The organism is Pseudomonas sp. 32A (genome assembly GCF_052682255.1).
Genome location: NZ_JBQYLY010000001.1, coordinates 7027814 through 7044566 on the forward strand (window position 1 = coordinate 7027814; position 16753 = coordinate 7044566).

18 protein-coding genes are annotated in these 16753 nt (G+C 61.5%); 9 read left to right on the forward strand and 9 right to left on the reverse strand.

All coding sequences use genetic code 11. The features are described 5' to 3' along the window. Positions 1 to 40: 40 nt before the first annotated feature. Together ACUN0G_RS32070 and ACUN0G_RS32075 are read right to left on the reverse strand one after the other, a co-directional pair. Positions 41 to 1231, reverse strand: coding sequence for a sugar transporter (locus ACUN0G_RS32070; RefSeq protein WP_445575361.1), 1191 nt, complete (start codon positions 1229 to 1231; stop codon positions 41 to 43). An 88-nt stretch (positions 1232 to 1319) separates the two neighbouring features. Then, positions 1320 to 2318: a bile acid:sodium symporter family protein gene (locus ACUN0G_RS32075; protein WP_445575362.1), complete on the reverse strand. Its 999-nt coding sequence runs from the start codon at positions 2316 to 2318 to the stop codon at positions 1320 to 1322. A gap of 85 nt (positions 2319 to 2403) precedes the next feature. Between ACUN0G_RS32075 and ACUN0G_RS32080 the strand changes: the two genes are divergently transcribed. Further along, complete coding sequence (locus ACUN0G_RS32080; RefSeq protein WP_421524491.1) at positions 2404 to 3192, forward strand: AraC family transcriptional regulator; 789 nt, start codon at positions 2404 to 2406, stop codon at positions 3190 to 3192. Here ACUN0G_RS32080 and ACUN0G_RS32085 read toward each other — a convergent pair. Both ACUN0G_RS32085 and ACUN0G_RS32090 read right to left on the reverse strand, forming a co-directional pair. After that, positions 3140 to 3718 carry a M20/M25/M40 family metallo-hydrolase gene (locus tag ACUN0G_RS32085; RefSeq protein WP_445575363.1) on the reverse strand — a complete coding sequence of 193 codons (579 nt, stop codon included), beginning with the start codon at positions 3716 to 3718 and terminating at the stop codon, positions 3140 to 3142. The genes ACUN0G_RS32080 and ACUN0G_RS32085 overlap by 53 nt on opposite strands. A 90-nt stretch (positions 3719 to 3808) precedes the next feature. Beyond that, positions 3809 to 4504 (reverse strand): ArsR/SmtB family transcription factor, encoded by a 696-nt coding sequence (locus tag ACUN0G_RS32090; RefSeq protein ID WP_445575364.1) that lies wholly within the window; start codon positions 4502 to 4504, stop codon positions 3809 to 3811. 70 nt (positions 4505 to 4574) lie between these two features. Between ACUN0G_RS32090 and ACUN0G_RS32095 the strand changes: the two genes are divergently transcribed. Further along, entirely contained in the window at positions 4575 to 5825 is a 1251-nt protein-coding gene (locus tag ACUN0G_RS32095; RefSeq protein WP_445575365.1) for an MFS transporter, read from the forward strand. Positions 5826 to 5998: 173 nt separating this feature from the next. Continuing rightward, positions 5999 to 6382, forward strand: a complete 384-nt coding sequence (locus tag ACUN0G_RS32100) for a LysR substrate-binding domain-containing protein (RefSeq protein ID WP_421524537.1) — start codon at positions 5999 to 6001, stop codon at positions 6380 to 6382. Positions 6383 to 6459: 77 nt separating this feature from the next. Here the strand turns inward: ACUN0G_RS32100 and ACUN0G_RS32105 are convergent, their stop codons facing one another. Next, the gene (locus ACUN0G_RS32105) at positions 6460 to 7461 is read right to left on the reverse strand and encodes an ABC transporter substrate-binding protein (protein ID WP_421524487.1); all 1002 of its coding nucleotides are present in this window, start codon (positions 7459 to 7461) and stop codon (positions 6460 to 6462) included. Positions 7462 to 7622: 161 nt separating this feature from the next. On the opposite strand from ACUN0G_RS32105, the gene ACUN0G_RS32110 reads away from it, so the two are divergent. After that, positions 7623 to 8051, forward strand: coding sequence for a hypothetical protein (locus tag ACUN0G_RS32110; RefSeq protein WP_258345043.1), 429 nt, complete (start codon positions 7623 to 7625; stop codon positions 8049 to 8051). 15 nt (positions 8052 to 8066) lie between these two features. Here the strand turns inward: ACUN0G_RS32110 and ACUN0G_RS32115 are convergent, their stop codons facing one another. Beyond that, positions 8067 to 8816: an SDR family NAD(P)-dependent oxidoreductase gene (locus ACUN0G_RS32115; RefSeq protein ID WP_445575366.1), complete on the reverse strand. Its 750-nt coding sequence runs from the start codon at positions 8814 to 8816 to the stop codon at positions 8067 to 8069. 147 nt (positions 8817 to 8963) lie between these two features. On the opposite strand from ACUN0G_RS32115, the gene ACUN0G_RS32120 reads away from it, so the two are divergent. Further along, entirely contained in the window at positions 8964 to 9833 is an 870-nt protein-coding gene (locus ACUN0G_RS32120; RefSeq protein ID WP_421552523.1) for an AraC family transcriptional regulator, read from the forward strand. 19 nt (positions 9834 to 9852) lie between these two features. On the opposite strand, the gene ACUN0G_RS32125 is transcribed toward ACUN0G_RS32120, so the two are convergent. From ACUN0G_RS32125 to ACUN0G_RS32135, 3 genes are read right to left on the reverse strand one after another with little or no spacing between them, the layout of a single operon-like run. Continuing rightward, the gene (locus ACUN0G_RS32125) at positions 9853 to 10830 is read right to left on the reverse strand and encodes a saccharopine dehydrogenase family protein (protein ID WP_445575367.1); all 978 of its coding nucleotides are present in this window, start codon (positions 10828 to 10830) and stop codon (positions 9853 to 9855) included. Next, positions 10827 to 11228 carry a VOC family protein gene (locus ACUN0G_RS32130; RefSeq protein WP_421524482.1) on the reverse strand — a complete coding sequence of 134 codons (402 nt, stop codon included), beginning with the start codon at positions 11226 to 11228 and terminating at the stop codon, positions 10827 to 10829. The genes ACUN0G_RS32125 and ACUN0G_RS32130 overlap by 4 nt, the downstream gene beginning before the upstream one ends. Positions 11229 to 11244: 16 nt before the next feature. Continuing rightward, positions 11245 to 11988, reverse strand: coding sequence for an SDR family NAD(P)-dependent oxidoreductase (locus tag ACUN0G_RS32135; protein ID WP_445575368.1), 744 nt, complete (start codon positions 11986 to 11988; stop codon positions 11245 to 11247). 139 nt (positions 11989 to 12127) lie between these two features. Between ACUN0G_RS32135 and ACUN0G_RS32140 the strand changes: the two genes are divergently transcribed. The 4 genes from ACUN0G_RS32140 to ddpX all read left to right on the forward strand — a co-directional run bounded on the left by ACUN0G_RS32140 (position 12128) and on the right by ddpX (position 16674). Further along, entirely contained in the window at positions 12128 to 13024 is an 897-nt protein-coding gene (locus ACUN0G_RS32140; protein ID WP_445575369.1) for an AraC family transcriptional regulator N-terminal domain-containing protein, read from the forward strand. 48 nt (positions 13025 to 13072) lie between these two features. After that, positions 13073 to 14389, forward strand: a complete 1317-nt coding sequence (gene potE, locus ACUN0G_RS32145; protein WP_445575370.1) for a putrescine-ornithine antiporter — start codon at positions 13073 to 13075, stop codon at positions 14387 to 14389. A gap of 866 nt (positions 14390 to 15255) precedes the next feature. Then, positions 15256 to 16110 (forward strand): MurR/RpiR family transcriptional regulator, encoded by an 855-nt coding sequence (locus ACUN0G_RS32150; RefSeq protein WP_032898755.1) that lies wholly within the window; start codon positions 15256 to 15258, stop codon positions 16108 to 16110. A 21-nt stretch (positions 16111 to 16131) separates the two neighbouring features. Beyond that, positions 16132 to 16674 carry a D-alanyl-D-alanine dipeptidase gene (gene ddpX / locus ACUN0G_RS32155; RefSeq protein ID WP_177045484.1) on the forward strand — a complete coding sequence of 181 codons (543 nt, stop codon included), beginning with the start codon at positions 16132 to 16134 and terminating at the stop codon, positions 16672 to 16674. Positions 16675 to 16753 lie beyond the last annotated feature (79 nt).

A 16753-nucleotide genomic window follows, 5' to 3' on the forward strand; every position in this document is an offset into this window, starting at 1 on the left:
TAAATCCCTAGAAAAAACCACTGCATTAAGAATGTCGCGCCTACAGAGGGCCGCGAGCCACACCCTGCCCAAACCGATAAATCGCCAGGCAATACCCAATCAACGCCACTGCCGCCAACAACCCGCCCGCCGCACCAATCCAGGCGAAACCAAAGTGGCTGCCCACCCAACTGCCCATCAACGCCCCACCACCAATACCGATGTTGTAGATCCCGGAAAACATCGCCATCGCCACGTCCGTCGCATCCGGCGCCAGCACCAGTACCTTCGATTGCAGCGCCAGGCCAAAGCCCATGATGGCCATGCCCCAGAACACACTCAGGGTCACCAGGTACGACACCTCGCCACTCAACGGCAACAACAACGCCAGGCACAGCGCCAGGATGGTCACCGCGCTGATCAGGAACCGATGCGGGTTAAAGCGGTGCACCAGGCTGAACAACAACGAACCAATGATGCCCGCGCCGCCGAACACCAGCAGGATCAGGGTCACGGTGTTGCCGCTCATGCCGGCAACGCCTTCAACGAACGGTTCAACATAGCTGTAGGCCGTGAACTGCGCCGTCACCACCATCGCCGTCAGCACGTACAGCGCCACCAGCGCCGGGCGTTTGAACAGCAGTGGCAGGCTGCGCAACGAGCCGGAGTTCTGGCTCGGCAGCAGCGGTAAGGTGCGCGCCAGCCAGAACACCAGCCCGGCGGCAAACCCGCCGATCACCAGGAAGGTGGTGCGCCAACCCATGGCTTCGCCCAGCAGGCGGCCCAGCGGAATGCCCAGCACCATCGCCAGCGACGTACCGGTAGCCAGCAAGCCGAGGGCCTGCACTTGCTTGCCTTCCGGCGCCAGGCGCACCGCGAGGGAGGCGGTAATCGACCAGAACAACGCATGGGACAGCGCAATGCCGACCCGGCTGAGCATCAGGATGCCAAAGCTGGTGGCCACGCTGGACAGGATATGGCTGGCGATAAACATGCCGAACAGCACGATCAACAGCTTGCGCCGCTCGACGTTGCGGGTCAGCAGCATCACCGGCAGCGAGGTCAGGGACACGATCCAGGCATAGATGGTCAGCATCAGGCCGACGCTGGCGATGGGCATGTCGAAGCTCGCGCCGATGGCACTCAGCAGGCCGACCGGCACAAATTCGGTGGTATTGAACACAAAAGCGGCCAACGCGAGAGCGAAGACCGGTTGCCAGTTGGCTTGAGGTGTTGCGGCGGAAATGCTCATTGACAGGTCGTCGTACTCGTTTGCGCGCAGATCAAGCCGGCCCGATGCCGGGCCTTGAGCCGCGCGCAAAAAATAGTAACACGACGATTCAGGGATCGACTTGCCCCATCAGCTCGGGAATCGATTCCGGACGCTTGGCATACCGCTGGGCCAGCGCCGCGCAGACCATCAACTGGATCTGGTGAAACAGCATCAGCGGCAAAATCAACACGCCCATACTCGCCCCGGCAAACAGCACCTGGGCCATCGGCACACCCGTGGCCAGGCTTTTCTTCGAGCCGCAGAACAGGATGGTGATCCGGTCTTCCTGGCTGAAACCAAACGCCTTGCCCAGCACCGTGGACGCCACCAGCACCAGGGCCAGCAACACACAGCAGGCCACCACCAGGCCGCCCAGTTCCCACAACGGAATCTGGTGCCAGATGCCTTCGTTGACCGCTTCGCTGAACGCGCCGTAGACCACCAGCAGGATCGAACCCTGGTCGACGAACTTCAGCCACGACTTATTACGCCCCACCCACTCGCCGATCCAGCGACGGGCGATTTGCCCGGCGATGAACGGTAGCAGCAGTCGCACACTGATTTTCAGGATCGCATCGACGGTGGAACCGCCATCGCCATGCACGTTGAGCAGCAAGGTCACCAGCAACGGCGTCAGGAAGATCCCGAACAGGCTCGACGCCGCCGCGCTGCAGATCGCCGCCGGGATGTTGCCCCGGGCCAGGGAAGTAAAGGCAATCGCCGACTGCACGGTGGCGGGCAATGCACACAGATAGAGCATGCCCATGTACAGGTCTTTGCCGATCAGCGGTGACAACACCGGCTTGAGCGCCAGGCCCAGCAGCGGAAACAGCACGAAGGTCAGGCTGAACACCAGCAGGTGCAGGCGCCAATGCCCGGCACCGGCGACGATGGCCTGACGCGACAGCTTGGCGCCATGCAGAAAAAACAGCAACGCGATGGCCAGGTTGGTCACCCAGCCAAAGGCCACGGCGGTCTGGCCGCTGGCCGGCAGCAGGGACGCGAGGATCACCGTGGCCACCAGGGTCAGGGTGAAGTTGTCAGGTAAAAAGCGTGGGCGGGTCATAAGCCAATCTTCCAGGGGTTGCCAAGAGCATCATCGCGACTCTAACGTAACGGCTTGTTACCGACTAACGCCAATGAGCCAGTAAATGCCGCCTAAAGGACATGAAAAAACCGTGCGCCGCAGCGTGCCCGGGCTTTCCAGCCTGCCGAGGCCGGTGTATGGCCGCACCGAATCCCTGCCCAACCGCGCACTGACCCGCCGCCACAGCCACCCGTGGGTGCAGTTGTCCTACGCGATATCCGGGGTGCTGGAGATCCAGACCAGTGTCGGCCGCTTCGTCGCGCCGCCCCAGCGGGCCGTATGGATCCCGGCCGGCATGCCGCACCGGGTGTTCAGTTCGCCCCATACCGAGATGCGCAGCTTGTACCTGGATTGCAGCGTCACCGGCTGGGCGGCTGAGCGCTGCCAGGTGCTGGCGGTGAGCAGCCTGTTGCGGGAGTTGATCCGCAGCTTCAGCGAGTTGCCGGTGGAATATGCCGAGGACGGCCCGGATGGACGGCTGGCCCAAGTGGTGCTGGACCAGTTGGCCGCCGCGCCCCAGGTCGACCTGATGTTGCCGCTGCCCGCTGACAGCCGCTTGCGCCAGATTTACCGCAGCCTGAACCTGCACCCCGAGCAGCAGACCACCCTGGGGCAATGGAGCCAGAAACTGGCGGTCAGCGAGAAAACCCTCAGCCGGCTGTTCCTGAGCGACACCGGCCTGACCTTCCGCGCGTGGCGCCAGCGCCTGCGACTGTTGAGTGCCCTGCCCGCGCTGGAGCAAGGTGAACGGGTGACCGATGTGGCATTGGCCTGTGGTTACGAGTCCACTTCGGCATTCATCAGCGCTTTTCGGCAGCAATTGGATAGCACACCGGGAGAGTTCTTCCGCTGACGAACAGGCAAACGATCTTCGCCAGGCCCTCAGGGTCTTCCGCTGGTATCAGGTGTCCGCATGGAAGGGTGAACAGCCGGCCATCATCGAGCATGGCTTTGGCACCGGCGTGTCCCTCCTCGGCAGGCTGAAAGACAAGGCACACGGTACCGTTGAAATCGACATGGCGGCTGATCAGCTCGGCGGCGCCCAACAGCATCGCCATATGGCCGTCATGACCGCAAGCATGCATGCAGCCCGGGTGCCGTGATACATGGCCAAACGTATTTTGTTCAGCGATGGGCAAAGCGTCCATGTCGGCACGAATGGCAATGCAGGGGCCTGCCGTGCCTTTGGTGATCACGCCAACGACGCCGGTCCTGGCGATCCCGCGAATATACGGGATGCCCAACGCGTCCAACTCTGCACAGACAGTGTCGCCGGTTTGCGTTTCCTGGTAGGCCAATTCGGGAATGCCATGCAAGGTCTTTCGCAGCTTCGCCAGTCGGTCCACAAAGCGTTGCTGTTGCTTCAGGGTCATCATCATGATGTCGTCCTCCGACGGGTATCATGACCGCTGCCGCCCTGATGAAAATCGATTTGCGTTAAACCCAGGCGTGAAAAAAACTAAACCCAGTCAGCCCTCCCACTGGATATCAAAGGCGCTCGCCAGGCGCTTGCGGCCTTTGGCAGTGACTGTCAACGCACGCGAATCCAGGGCACGCACGAGCCACTTGTCTTGCACCATATGGCCCAGCAGCACTGCGCCGAGGGTGCCACCTACATGGGCGCAGCGCTGGCTCCAGTCCAGACAGGGAAAGGCAAACCGGCGCCGCGCCTGGGTGTCGGGAGTGAGGTCCATGCCGATTCGGGTCAGGTGCTCAATGCCCTTGGGGGTCAGCCCATAGTCGCCCTGCTCTTGGCACATCCACTCGCCCACCAGCAAGGCATCGTGCAGCATGACACCCACTTCCCCGGCCAGATGGTCGTAGCAGGTGCGGGCATGGCGCAGATGGCAAGGCGTGGAAGGCTTGAACGCCGGCACCTCAAATGAGGTAATGGACAACAGCCCTTCCAGTGCCTTGGCGACATCGGCACTTGCGAGCTGAAAGTAGCGATGCTTCCCTTGGGAAACCAACGTCACCAGCCCTTGGTCCAGCAGTTTCTGAAAATGGCTGGACGCCGTGGAAGGACTCTTCTGCGCGACCACAGCCAACTCGGTGGCCGTACGAGCCCGGCCATCCAGCAAGCAGCACAACATGCGCGCCCTGGCAGGATCGGCAATCGCCGAGGCGACATTGGCCAGGCGCAATTCGGATTGCTCAACATCCATTGTTCGATGCTCCTCGAAGTGAAACGTACACCGCAAGCATAACCTATGAGCCAACATGGAGGAGATGGCGATGAAGAGCACCCGTTTTTTTGGACAAACCGTATTGACCTGTACGTTCATCCTGGCAGTGGTCGGCTGGGGCATAGGTTTTTACGGGCCGCCCATTTACATGCAAGCGGTCATGGAGCGTACTGGCTGGCCGATCGCCCAGGTATCGGCAGCCGTCACCCTGCACTTTCTCAGCGGCACACTGGTCATTGCCAACCTGCCGCGGATTTATGCCCGCTTCGGCGTGCCTGCCATTACGTTGCTGGGCAGCATCGTATTGGGAGTCGGGGTAAATATCTGGGCTCAGGCCAACCAGCTATGGGTGTTGTATGCCGGCGCCATCTGCTCGGGCATCGGCTGGGTCACGCTGGGTGCCGCCGCCGTCAATACACTGATCGCCCCTTGGTATATCAATGAGCGGCCCAAGGCTCTGGGCAAGGCATACAACGGTGCCAGCCTGGGCGGGGTAATCTTCTCGCCCTTGTGGGTGTTTTTGATTGAGCGTTTTGGCTTTGGCACGGCGGCGCTGGTGATCACCCTCACCGCAGTGGCGCTGATGGGCAGCTTCGCCTTTCTGGTCTTCAACAAAAGCCCGCAGAGCCTGGGCCAGCATCCCGACAATGCAGCACTGCCGGAACCCATCGCAACCAGCGCCAGCGTGGCGCCCTGGACTGCCGCACAGACCCTCAAGTCAGCGAAGTTCCGTACCCTGGCCGCCGGAATGTCGTTGGGGCTGTTCGCGCAGATCGGCTTGATCGCGCACCTGTATTCGATCCTGGTGGGACGCATGGGCGCCCATAACGCCTCATTCGCCATGGGCCTTGCCACCGCCAGCGCAATGGGCGGTCGTTACCTCGCCGCACGGCTGATGACCCAGGGCATCGACCGCCGTCAACTGGCCTGCCTGGGCTACGCCATCCAGATGCTCGGGACGCTGATGCTGCTTGGCCTGGACAGTCACCCGGCAGTGGCCTGGGTGGCGGTGCTGCTGATCGGTTCAGGCATCGGCAACGCCACCTCCCTGCCGCCGCTGATCGCACAGACCGAATTCAGTCGCGAACAAACCGCCAGGGTGATCGCGTTAATGGTGGCGATCAGTCAAGCCACCTATGCTTTTGCCCCGGCGTCCTTCGGCCTGATTCGCTCAAGCTTTTCCGAACCCGGCCAGGCAATCATCGCCCTCGTGGTGGCTGCCGTGGTTGTACAAACACTGGCAATCCTGTCGTTTTATCACGGTTCGACCGCGCGCCCATTCGGCAAAACCGCCTTTTGACCCCTCCTCCGGCCAGGCAGTTGCGCTGCCTGCGCCCTGCCCTGGATTTAGTCCTCCTTAATCCAGAATTGAATAATTCTGCGTTGTCAATCAACCCTCCCGGAAACACCATCGAGTGAACTTCTCCACTCGCAGGGTGAGCCCATGGGTTTTGAAAGGCACCTGCCGACTGCCTGTGCTACCCGCTGCTTCAGGACGCCAGTCGTTCGAACTGGAAGCTGTGGCTCAAGACTTACGGCGTCGAGGATAACCGTTCACGGCGCGGCTCCAGCTTTACCGATGACCACCTGCTGATCGAAGCAGCCATAGCGGGCCAGGGTTTGGCACTGGTCAGTGATGTGTATGCGCGCCCTGCCATTGAGGCGGGATTGGTGGTGCCGGTCCTTGAGGCCTCATCGCAAACCGAGGAGGCTTATTACCTGGTGAGCACCCAGGAACAAGCGGACGATTGGAAGATAAACATCTTCAAGAACTGGATAAAGGCGGAGGTCGGCCTGTTTTTCAAGACAACCGACCCCTCCCTCCATTCCCGACAAGCTGATTACATATGCGAATAAGCATGCACGGCATAACCGGATGATTACCCTGTCAAAAACCGCTGGGACATTAGCGGTTTTGCATCTCGGGTGCTGTTTCAGCTCCCATTGCCGCCATGAGCTTCCTCAAAGAAGTAATCCTTCCAGCTCCCCGCCTTGTTCTTCAACACTCCCAACGCCTGCAATTTCTCCGCATAAATATAGGTACGCTGCGGCACGATGGTGAAGTCGATTTCCGGGTCCTGGACAATCTTCTCCACCAGCGCCAGCGGCAGCTTCGACTGCTCGACACGGATATAGGCCTGGGCCGCTGCCGGTTTGTCAGCCTTGATAATCGTCTCCGCCTCGGCCAACGCGTCGTAGAACGCCTTGTAGGTCTTGGGATTTTCGTCGTGGAATTTCTCGGTGGTGTACAGCACGTTGAACGTGGCCGGGCCGCCGAGGATATCGTAGGAACTCAGCACCTTGTGCACCTTGGGATTCAACAATTCCTGGTACTGGAACGGCGGGCTGGAAAAGTGCGCGTTGATCTCCGAGCCGCCGGCAATCAACGCGGCAGTAGCATCCGGGTGCGCCAGGCTGATGGAGATGTCGTCGAACTTCTTGTAGTTGGCATCGCCGAATTGCTTGGCGGTTTCAATCTGCAAGGTGCGCGACTGGAAGCCCACGCCCGCCGCCGGCACGGCGATGCGGTCTTTTTCGCTGAAGTCCTTGAGGGTCTTCACGTCCGGGTTGTTGGTCAGCAGGTAGTTGGGCATCGACCCCAGCGAGGCGATAGCCTTGACGTTCTGCTTGCCCTTGGTGCGGTCCCACAGCGTCAGCATCGGCGGCACACCCGCCGAGACCACGTCCAGCGCGCCGGCCAGCAACGACTCGTTCATCGCGGTGGCGCCGGAAATGCTGTTCCACTCCACCTTGATGTCCAGGCCCTGTTCCTTGCCGTGCTTTTCGATCAGGTTCTGGTCGCGCACCACGTCGAGGATCAAGTAGCCAATGCCGAACTGCTGGGCGATGCTGATTTTGCCTTCGGCGTGTGCACCAAGGCTGAGGAGCGCACTGGCGGCTGCCAGGAGCGTCAGGGTGGGTCGTTTTATTATCATGAGAACGCTGCCGCGATGTTGAGAAGGGTTGCGAGCGTAGCGACCCACGTACGGGGCGAAAAAGAATATCGGGATCTATGGATATACGAAAAACACTGCCCGCCGACGCTTTCGGCTGGTATGGTGCCGCCCTTGAAAAAGCCGCTGCGAGGAAATCGACCTTGAACTCTGACGAAAAAATGACCGGCGACCTGTTCGAAGTGGACAAGCGCCTGTCACTCAAGCCCGTGGTGGACTTCAACAACTACCTGCGCAGCGCCTTCGGCGATGGCCCCTGCACCTGCATCCGCTGCGTTGCCAGCGAAGGTAACGAGGCCGGTTACGAGTTCCAGCACACCTTCGATTTCGACGGCAAAAAAACCCACCGCCGCTTCGCCTCCACCGCCGGCAGCGACGTGCTGCTGATGCTGAAAAAGGCCTGGCTGTCCTACACCAAGGCCGAGCTGCCGCTGAGTGGCGCGCTGGCACTGGACACGGTGAAAGAGTTTGTCGAGCCGCAGCTGCACAAACGCGTGGCACCGCTGTTCCTGGCCAGTGGGCTGGTCAAGGATGTGGAAGGTGAATGGCGGATGCAGCCGCAGGCCGCCTGATCCGCCCTGCGTTGATCAGTAACCCACGCCACGCACCCCGCCCGAAGCGCGAAGGGATTCGCCGGTGACCCAATGGGCGTCGTCGGACGCCAGGAACACCGCAACCGGCGCGATATCATCCGGCTCGCCAAAACGCCCCAGCGGCGTGCCCGCAATAAGCTGCTGGCCAAACTCACCGGCAAAATGCCCGTCGGTGGCAGGCGTGTTTGTATGCCCCGGCAGGATCGAATTGACCCGGATCCCCTTCGGCCCCAGCTCACGCGCCAAAGCGAAGGTCAGCGTATCCACCGCGCCTTTGGTCGCCGAGTAGACGCTGGAGGCCAGGTAGGGATCGGTGCTGAGGATCGAGCTGATATTAATGATGCTGCCTCCTTGGCCAAACAACTTGACGGCTTCCCGAGCAGCCAGGAGATAACCCAGCACATTGAGGTTGAACTGGCGATGAAACGCCTCTTCGGTCAAGTCCTCGATCATCTGGAACACCGCGACACCGGCATTATTGACCAGGATGTCCAGGCGGCCATATTCGCTTCTGACCGTGTCGAACAGCTGCGTCACGTCGACTGCCTGGCTCATGTCAGCCCGCACGCTCATGGCGCTGCCACCCTTGGCCTGGATCTGCGCAACCACCGCGTCGGCGTCGGCCTTGCTGGTGGAATAGTTGACCACCACCGTAGCCCCCGCTGCGCCCAGTGCCTTGGCAATTCCTGCGCCGATGCCTTTTGAGGCGCCGGTAACCACTGCGATTTTTCCGTCGAGCTTCATGGTGTGACCTTCCAAAGGTTAAGTGATACCGCTTGCCGACAGTATTCAGGCCGCAGCGGGTGCAGCGGTTGCCGGTTCTTCTCCCGTGCTTGCCTATTCTTCTCGCCTGGCTTGCGTTGTCCGGCGGCGTGCCTCATGTTCAACGCCATGAACAATCAACTCGATGAACTGCGCAGCCTCGTCATGCGTGCTGGCAACCAATGGACCGACACCGGCTTGCCGCGCGTGACGATGGTGCGGGCCGAAGCCTGTGCCGATCAGGTCTACCAGCCGATGTTGCACCTGGTGCTGCAAGGTTCGAAGACCTTGTGGATAGGCGACCAGGAGCAAACCTACGGGCCCGCCAGCTATTTCGTGGTGCCCGTCGAGGTGCCCGCCACCGGCCAGATTCACCCTTGTGCCCCGGGGCTGCCTTATCTGGCTCTGAGCCTGACCCTGGACCACAACGTGATCGCCACGCTATTGGCCGACGAGATCGCGACCGGCGAGCGCACCACCGACAGTTGCTTTGCCGCCGTGCCTGCACCCGCCGAGCTGATTGATGCCTGGCTGCGCATGCTGCGGCTGATGGACAGGCCCAACGAAGTTGCCGTATTGGCGCCGATGATCGAGCGGGAGATTCTGTTTCGGGTCTTGCAGGGCCCGCTACGGGCAACGTTACTGGACATGGCCCGCCCCGATGGCCGCCTGGCGCAGATCCGCCGCGCGACCGAGTGGATTCGCCAGCACTTCAATCAACCCTTTCGCGTTGAGCCATTGGCAGCCATGTCCGACATGAGCGTCGCGGCGTTCTATCGGCACTTCAAAGCCATTACGGCCATGACCCCGATTCAGTACCAGAAACGCCTGCGCCTGCTAAGAGCACGCTGGTTGCTGCTGTTCGACACCCAGGATGCGGCCTCGATTGCATTCAGCGTCGGGTATGAAAGCGCCTCACAGTTCAGCCGCGAATATGCCCGGCTATTTGGCTTGCCGCCGGGGCGTGATGCCGCCAGGTTCAAGGTGCCTGGCGGGTGACGAGGGTCCGGTGATTGGCTTACACGTCAATAATCGTGGTACCCGCGATCGATTCGGCAAACTCCCTACCCAACAGTTGCCCCGGCGTTGCGAACCCCGGTTGGCGTTCACCGGCCAACACCCGGCGTGCCGCTTCCACCGCCGCCAAGGGGGTGTAGGTGTAGCCGTTAACGGTCTCAATCACCGCGCGCACTACCCGGCCATCGGCGCCTGTGACTTCTGCCACTGCCCGGGCACGATGGGCCTCACGCTGTTGAAGGCTGGGGCCGTCGGGCAGTTGTGACAGGTCACCTTCGGGAAACGCATCACCGCTGATGTGCACGAACATGGCGATATTCGGGATGCCCGTGGAATGCCACGCCGTCACCAAATCACCAAAGGACAGCGGCGCACACAGTACCGGGCCATCGCCAAAATCCATGGAATACGGTTGTGCATCCGGGGTGGCGATGAGCTGCCCGTCCACCCGCGCCAGGATCCCCGCGCCGATGATTTCACCCACGCTCAAGGCCGAGCCCCGGGACATGGAGCCAGGCACCTGCAAGGCTACTTTGAGCGACTGCGGGTTCTGCACACGACTCGCCACCTGCATCGCCAGGCAATCCGTCGGCACCACGTCCCAGCCCACCCCGGGCAACAGCATGACGCCCGCCTCAGTTGCCCGCGCGCCCAGTTGCTCTGCCAAGCGGTAAACGTTGATTTCGGCGGTGATGTCCAGGTAGTCGACACCTGCTGCGATACATGCCTGCATCAGCGCGCCCGCCGTCTGCGCAAACGGCCCCGCGAAGTTCAACAGCACGTCGATACCCTCCAGAGCGTCCGTTCCCAGGGTGTCCGGGGTGAATACTCGGTACGGCACACCCAGTTGCGCAGCCAGCGGTTCCAGGCGTTGGCGATTGCGCCCGGCAATCACCAGGTCCAGCCCTTGTGCCTGAGCGTTTTCGGCCGCCATGCGCCCGGTGTAGCCCGTGGCACCGTAGATCATTAAGGTTTTCATTGGACGTGCTGCCAGTTCTTGTAGACAAATTCCAGGCTGTAGCCGTCGGGGTCCAGCACATTGGCGGCGTAGTAGTTCGGGTCATAGTGCAAACGTGCGCCCGGTGCGCCGTTGTCGACAGCCCCTGCATTGATGGCCGCCAAGTAGGCCGCATCGACCTCGACCCGGCTGCCGGCGACAAACCCCACGTGCACCGCCCTGCCCTCAACCACGCCCTCGCGCAACCAGAAGAAGATCCGCCCGTTGGCGCCAAACCCTTTGAGGTCCGGATGGCCGGGTGGGCCGTCCTTGCCGTCGTAGTCGTGGCGCGTGGTGATGCCCAGCGGGGTGAGTGCCGCCTGGTAGAAATCGATAGAGCGTTGAACGTCGCTGACCGACAAAAAGACATGATCCAGCATGCTGTAGCCTCGCTTTTCAGATGATGTAACCGCCCGCGACCTCGATCGTCTGGGCATTGATCCAGCGGCCTTCTTCAGACAGCAACATGGCGATCACGCGCGCCACGTCCTCAGGCTCGCCCACTCGGCCGAGGGCCGTTTGGGAAGCCAGCAGCGCTTCGAACTCGTCATTGAGCCCGCCGCCCAGTTCGGTGCGGATGGCTCCCGGAGAGACGGCATTCGCACGGATCTGCCGCTCGCCAAACTCCTTGGCCATGTAACGGGTCAGTACATCCATCGCGCCCTTGAAGGCTGCATAAGGTGCTACGCCGGCGGTGGCCACACGGGTCGTGGCGCTGGTGAGGTTGACGATGCAGGCATGGGCTTGCAGCAGCGGCAACAGGGTTTGAGTCAGGAAAAACGGCCCTTTGAGGTGCACATTCAGCAGGCCGTCGAACTGGGCCTCGGTGACCGATTCCAGGGGATTGAACAGGCCATAACCGGCATTATTCACCAGCCCACTCAAGCCACTTACGCCCCAGGTCGCCGATAGCGCCCGTTTTACCGCCTCGGCAAAACCCTCGAAGGCGCCGACGTCAGCCACATCCAAGGGCAGCGCGAGCGCCTTGCCGCCTGCAACCTCAATCTTCTGCACTACGGCGTGTGCGGCCTCTGGATGGCTGTTGTAGGTCAGGATCACGCCCATGCCTTGCCGGGCACACAACTCTGCAGTGCTGGCACCAATGCCACGGCTGCCGCCGGTGATAAGGATAACGCCCATGTGTGGCTCCACTGCTTGCTCAAATGAGTCACCACAGTAGGCCTGCGCGCCTGCGCCGGCGCAGCGGTTCCTGCTCGAAACCTGCCTGTTTCTGCTTTTTGCTTGCACTGGGCCCACCTGGGCGCTCAGCATGCCCGGCATGAACACACAACTGATCGAACTGCGTGCCTTGGCCGCCAAGGCCGAAAACCGCCGCACTGAAACGGGTATCCCGCGGGTGGCCATGGTCCAGGGCGCGATTCCCGAGCATATGCTGGCCGCCGTGTATGACCCGATGATCAACCTGATCCTGCAGGGCAGCAAATCCATGACCGTGGGCGACCGCACCCTGCGGTACGACCCGGCGACGTATTTCGTGATGTCCATCGAGCTGCCCGCCGTGGGCACCGTGCACCCGGCGGCGACCGGTGAACCCTACCTGGCGGTCAACCTGACACTGGACCCGACGGTGCTCGCGACGCTGCTGAGCGACTTGCCCGAACCTGCCGGGCGCTACGACCACAATGCCGGTTTTTCCGTGGCCGCCGTCACCCCCGAACTGATGGACGCCTGGCTGCGCATGCTGCGGCTGATGGGCAACCCCGAGGCGATCGCCGCCCTCGCGCCGGTTTACGAGCGCGAGATTCTCTACCGTGTACTGCAAGGGCCCCACGGCTGGATGCTGCGTGAAATCGCCGCGCCGGACACCGCCATGGCCCGGGTGAGCCAGGCCATCCAATGGATTCGCCGGGACTTCGCCGAACCGATCCGGGTAGAAGCCCTGGCGCAGAAAGCCGCGATGAGCGTGTCGGCCTTCCACCGCCACTTCAAGGCCGTCACCAACCTGAGCCCGTTGCAGTACCAAAAACGCGTGCGCTTGCTGCAGGCCCGCACGTTGATGGTGGCCAGCGCCAAAAACGTCACCAGCGCCGCCTTCGAAGTCGGCTATGAAAGCGCCACCCAGTTCAGCCGCGATTACGCCCGGGTATTCGGCCTGCCACCGGCACGGGATGCGGCGCGAATCCTGGGGGAAAACCGGGGCCCGAAGGCGAACTGACAACAACGTGCTAGCCTGCCTTCGCACGCCCCCACGAAGGAGTTGCCGATGGCCGAGCCAAGCAAAAAGATGAGCCTGATGGGCCTGACCACCCTGGTGACGATCAACATGATGGGCTCGGGCATCATCATGCTGCCCGCCAGCATGGCGCAGTTGGGCGCGATCTCGCTGCTGTCGTGGCTGATCACCGCCGTGGGCTCGATGGCCATTGCGTACTGCTTTGCCCAGTGCGGCCTGTTCTGTACCCGCACGGGCGGCATGTCGGCCTACACCGAAGAGGCCCACGGCAAGTCCGGGTTCTTCCTCTGTTCGTTCCTGTATTTCCTGTCGCTGATCATCGCCAATGTGGCGATAGCGATTTCGGCGGTGGGCTATCTGTCGTCCTTCATCCCGTGGCTGGGCAGCGGGCCGATACCGTTGTTTATCGGCACCCTCGCGCTGATCTGGCTGACCACCGTGGCCAACTTCGGCGGCCCGCGCCTGACTGGCCGGATCGGCGTGGTCACCGTATGGGGCGTGATCATTCCCGTGGCGGGCTTGAGCGTGTTCGGCTGGTTCTATTTCAAGGCTGAGGTGTTCAGCGACGCCTGGAACCCCAACCAGTTGCAACTGTGGGATGCGATTGGCGCGAGTATCCCGCTGACCCTCTGGGCGTTCCTCGGCATGGAGTCCGCGGCCCAGGGCTATGACGCGGTGGAAGATCCCAAGCGTACCGTGCCGCTGGCCTGCCTGCTGGGCACCCTCGGCGCGGCGCTGGTGTATGTGCTGTCGACCACGGTGATTCAGGGCATCGTGCCCAATGCTGAACTGGCCGAGTCTTCTGCGCCGTTTGCCCTGGTGTACGCGCAGATTTTCACGCCGCTGGTGGGCGACATCATCATGGCGCTGGCGGTGGTGGCGTGTATTGGTTCGCTGTTGGGATGGCAGTTCACCTTGGCGCAAACGGCCAAGATGTCGGCGGACCAGCGCCTGTTTCCGCGGTTCTTCAGCCGGGTGAGCCGTGCCCAGGCACCCGTGTGGGGGCTGATTGCCTGTGCGGCGTTGCAGAGCTTGATTGCCCTGTCGACCGTCTCGCCCACGGCCAGTGCGCAGTTTGGCAAGTTGGTGAACCTGGCGGTGGTGACTAATTTGATTCCTTACGTCACTGCGCTGACCGGGCTGCTGGTGATGATGCACAAGGCGCGGGTGGCGGCCTCGATTTATGCACGCAATACCACGGTGTTGCTGATTGCCGTGGGGTATTCGCTGTATGCGATATATGCGTGTGGTGAGGAGGCGGTGTTTGGTGCGACGCTGGTGTTGGCGTTTGGGTATCTGTTGTATGGGTTTTTGGCGCGGCGGTTTATTACGGCTGGTGGGGGGTGAATATCCGTTGTTTAGGTAACGGCCGCTTATGGTTCCGCTCTTACAGCGGCTCACTTTTGAACAGCGCAAAAGTAAGCAAAACGCTCTTGCCCCACCACTCGGCACCTCGCCTGGGCTCGGTGTGCCCTCACTCCGGCTTTGGACCGTGGGCCGCCGTCATGGGCCATCCCTGGCCCAGGACGGCTAACCTGGCGTCCTGCCAGGTTACCCACGCTCCAAAGCCTGCGTTCGGCCAGCGTGGTTTAACGGGGCGCCTAAGATCAAGATCAAAAGCAAAAGCACAGCGGCCTACCGGCCGGCTTGAGTGTTGAAGAGCAAAAGCCAAATCAAAATCTAAAGCGGGCACGGTCCAAAAAATGTGGGAGCGGGCTTGCTCGCGAAGGTCGTTAACGATGACGCGGGCATTCTGGATGAACGCGGCGACCTCAGGTTTTTCGCGAGCAAGCCCGCTCCCACAGAAAAGCAGCTCTGTTTTCGCTCTGGTCTTTGCTTTTGCTTTTAACACTCAAGCCGGCCGGGAGGCCGCTGTGCTCTGGCTTTTGATTTTGATCTGACTGCCCCATTCAGCCCGAGGCCGAACGCAGGCAGTGCGGAGCGGGTAAACCGGCAGGACGCCGGTTTAGCCGCGCCAGCACCCGCCGCGTGCCCAACTCCGCATTCATCAGCAGCAACAACCAACAGCGCCCCATCAATGCACGTCACACACTCGGTGAAACCTCAGCGACCTTGATCGCCGCTTGTCCCGCTCTGCATATCCACTCGAAAAAAAGCCATTGTGTTATCGCGATTGCCGATGTTATGTTTCTAACAGCCAATCAAAATACGACATCTGAGTAACATCAATGACCGGTCTGCGCGAAAACGTCATGGATAAAAACAGCTTCCAGCGCACGCTGGAACAGCAGTTCCCGACGCTGACGCCCACCGGCAAACGCATCGCCACCTACCTGCTGGGCAACCTGCAACAGCTGCCGTTCGAAACCGCCGACAGCATCGCCCAGCAAGCCGGCACCACCGGAATTTCAGTGGGACGTTTTTTGCGAACCCTGGGTTATCGCAACCTCGATGACGTCAAGCAAGGCCTGCGCGGCGACCCGCAAGCGTCCTGGCTGATCACCGACCGCCTGGGTGCCTTTCGCCAGGAGAACGATCAGGAAGACGCCCTCGACCGCTCCCTCAACCGCGAGATCGAAGCCATCCAGCACGTCTACGGCCTGGCCCGCAGCCAGGGTTTCGCCGACATCGTGCAGCACATCGTAGACGCCGACGCCGTCTTCATCCTCGGCATCCAGTCCACCCGCGGCATCCTCAATGCGTTCCATAGTCACCTGGAATATATTCGCCCCAAGGTCTATTACGTCGACGGCCTGTCGGGGATCTACGCCGAGACTCTGAACTCCGGCTTTGAAAAACCCTACGCCATCACGGCGGACTTCCGCGCGTATTCGAGCATCACGCCCACGTTCTGCGAGACCGCGAATGCCCAGGGTCTACCCTTGGCGCTGATCACCGATTTGCAATGCCCCTGGGCCCGGGACTACGACCTGGACCTGCTGCAACTGAAAACCGATGTTGGCCAGTTCTGGGACTCCATGGCGCCCCTGACGTGCCTGTTCAACCTCATGGTGTCTGCCGTCGCTGACCGCTACGGCGAGCGACTGGATGCACGCCTGGCAAAAAACCGCGCCCTGCAACAGGCCTTCGGCCAGTTCGAATCCTGACCCTGGAAAGGAAATCTTTGAGTGAATACCAGCCCATTGGTAGAAATCGCCCCACCGGAATACCCGGTACAGGTCGACCTGATCTACGCCAGTGCCGACAACCTCGCAGGCACCGTGATCTACCGCAACACCCGCTGCCTGCTGCACACCGAAGCGGCGGCCTGCCTGCGCAAGGCGAGCCTGTTGGCACGCCAGGCCGGCATGACCCTGCTGATCTACGACGCCTACCGGCCGGCCTACGCCCAGCAACTGCTGTGGCAAGCCCTGCCCAACCCGGACTACGTGCGCGACCCGCGCCTGGGCTCGCATCACACCCGTGGCGTGGCCGTCGACCTGACGCTGATTGATGAACACGGCACACCCCTGGACATGGGCACGGCGTTTGATGCCATGGAGCCCAAGTCCCACCAGTTCTACCCCGACCTGCCGCCGCAGGTGCAGCGCAACCGCCTGCTGTTGTTGGGCATCATGCTCGGCGCCGGCTTCAAGGCGATTGCCACCGAGTGGTGGCATTACGAATTGCCGGATGCCGAACTTTTCCCATTAATTGAGGAGTCACACTGATCACAAGGACCGTACCATCACAATAATTAGCAGCACCCTTTAGCTCCAACTGCCCGGTTATAGATTTCATAAAAATAAA

Bases quoted from the DNA above. Each gene is read 5' to 3' on its own strand.
- ACUN0G_RS32070 (WP_445575361.1), bottom strand. From the start codon at position 1,231: ATGAGCATTTCCGCCGCAACACCTCAAGCCAACTGGCAACCGGTCTTC.
- ACUN0G_RS32075 (WP_445575362.1), bottom strand. From the start codon at position 2,318: ATGACCCGCCCACGCTTTTTACCTGACAACTTCACCCTGACCCTGGTG.
- ACUN0G_RS32080 (WP_421524491.1), top strand. From the start codon at position 2,404: ATGCCGCCTAAAGGACATGAAAAAACCGTGCGCCGCAGCGTGCCCGGG.
- ACUN0G_RS32085 (WP_445575363.1), bottom strand. From the start codon at position 3,718: ATGATGATGACCCTGAAGCAACAGCAACGCTTTGTGGACCGACTGGCG.
- ACUN0G_RS32090 (WP_445575364.1), bottom strand. From the start codon at position 4,504: ATGGATGTTGAGCAATCCGAATTGCGCCTGGCCAATGTCGCCTCGGCG.
- ACUN0G_RS32095 (WP_445575365.1), top strand. From the start codon at position 4,575: ATGAAGAGCACCCGTTTTTTTGGACAAACCGTATTGACCTGTACGTTC.
- ACUN0G_RS32105 (WP_421524487.1), bottom strand. From the start codon at position 7,461: ATGATAATAAAACGACCCACCCTGACGCTCCTGGCAGCCGCCAGTGCG.
- ACUN0G_RS32115 (WP_445575366.1), bottom strand. From the start codon at position 8,816: ATGAAGCTCGACGGAAAAATCGCAGTGGTTACCGGCGCCTCAAAAGGC.
- ACUN0G_RS32120 (WP_421552523.1), top strand. From the start codon at position 8,964: ATGAACAATCAACTCGATGAACTGCGCAGCCTCGTCATGCGTGCTGGC.
- ACUN0G_RS32125 (WP_445575367.1), bottom strand. From the start codon at position 10,830: ATGAAAACCTTAATGATCTACGGTGCCACGGGCTACACCGGGCGCATG.
- ACUN0G_RS32130 (WP_421524482.1), bottom strand. From the start codon at position 11,228: ATGCTGGATCATGTCTTTTTGTCGGTCAGCGACGTTCAACGCTCTATC.
- ACUN0G_RS32135 (WP_445575368.1), bottom strand. From the start codon at position 11,988: ATGGGCGTTATCCTTATCACCGGCGGCAGCCGTGGCATTGGTGCCAGC.
- ACUN0G_RS32140 (WP_445575369.1), top strand. From the start codon at position 12,128: ATGAACACACAACTGATCGAACTGCGTGCCTTGGCCGCCAAGGCCGAA.
- potE (WP_445575370.1), top strand. From the start codon at position 13,073: ATGGCCGAGCCAAGCAAAAAGATGAGCCTGATGGGCCTGACCACCCTG.
- ACUN0G_RS32150 (WP_032898755.1), top strand. From the start codon at position 15,256: ATGGATAAAAACAGCTTCCAGCGCACGCTGGAACAGCAGTTCCCGACG.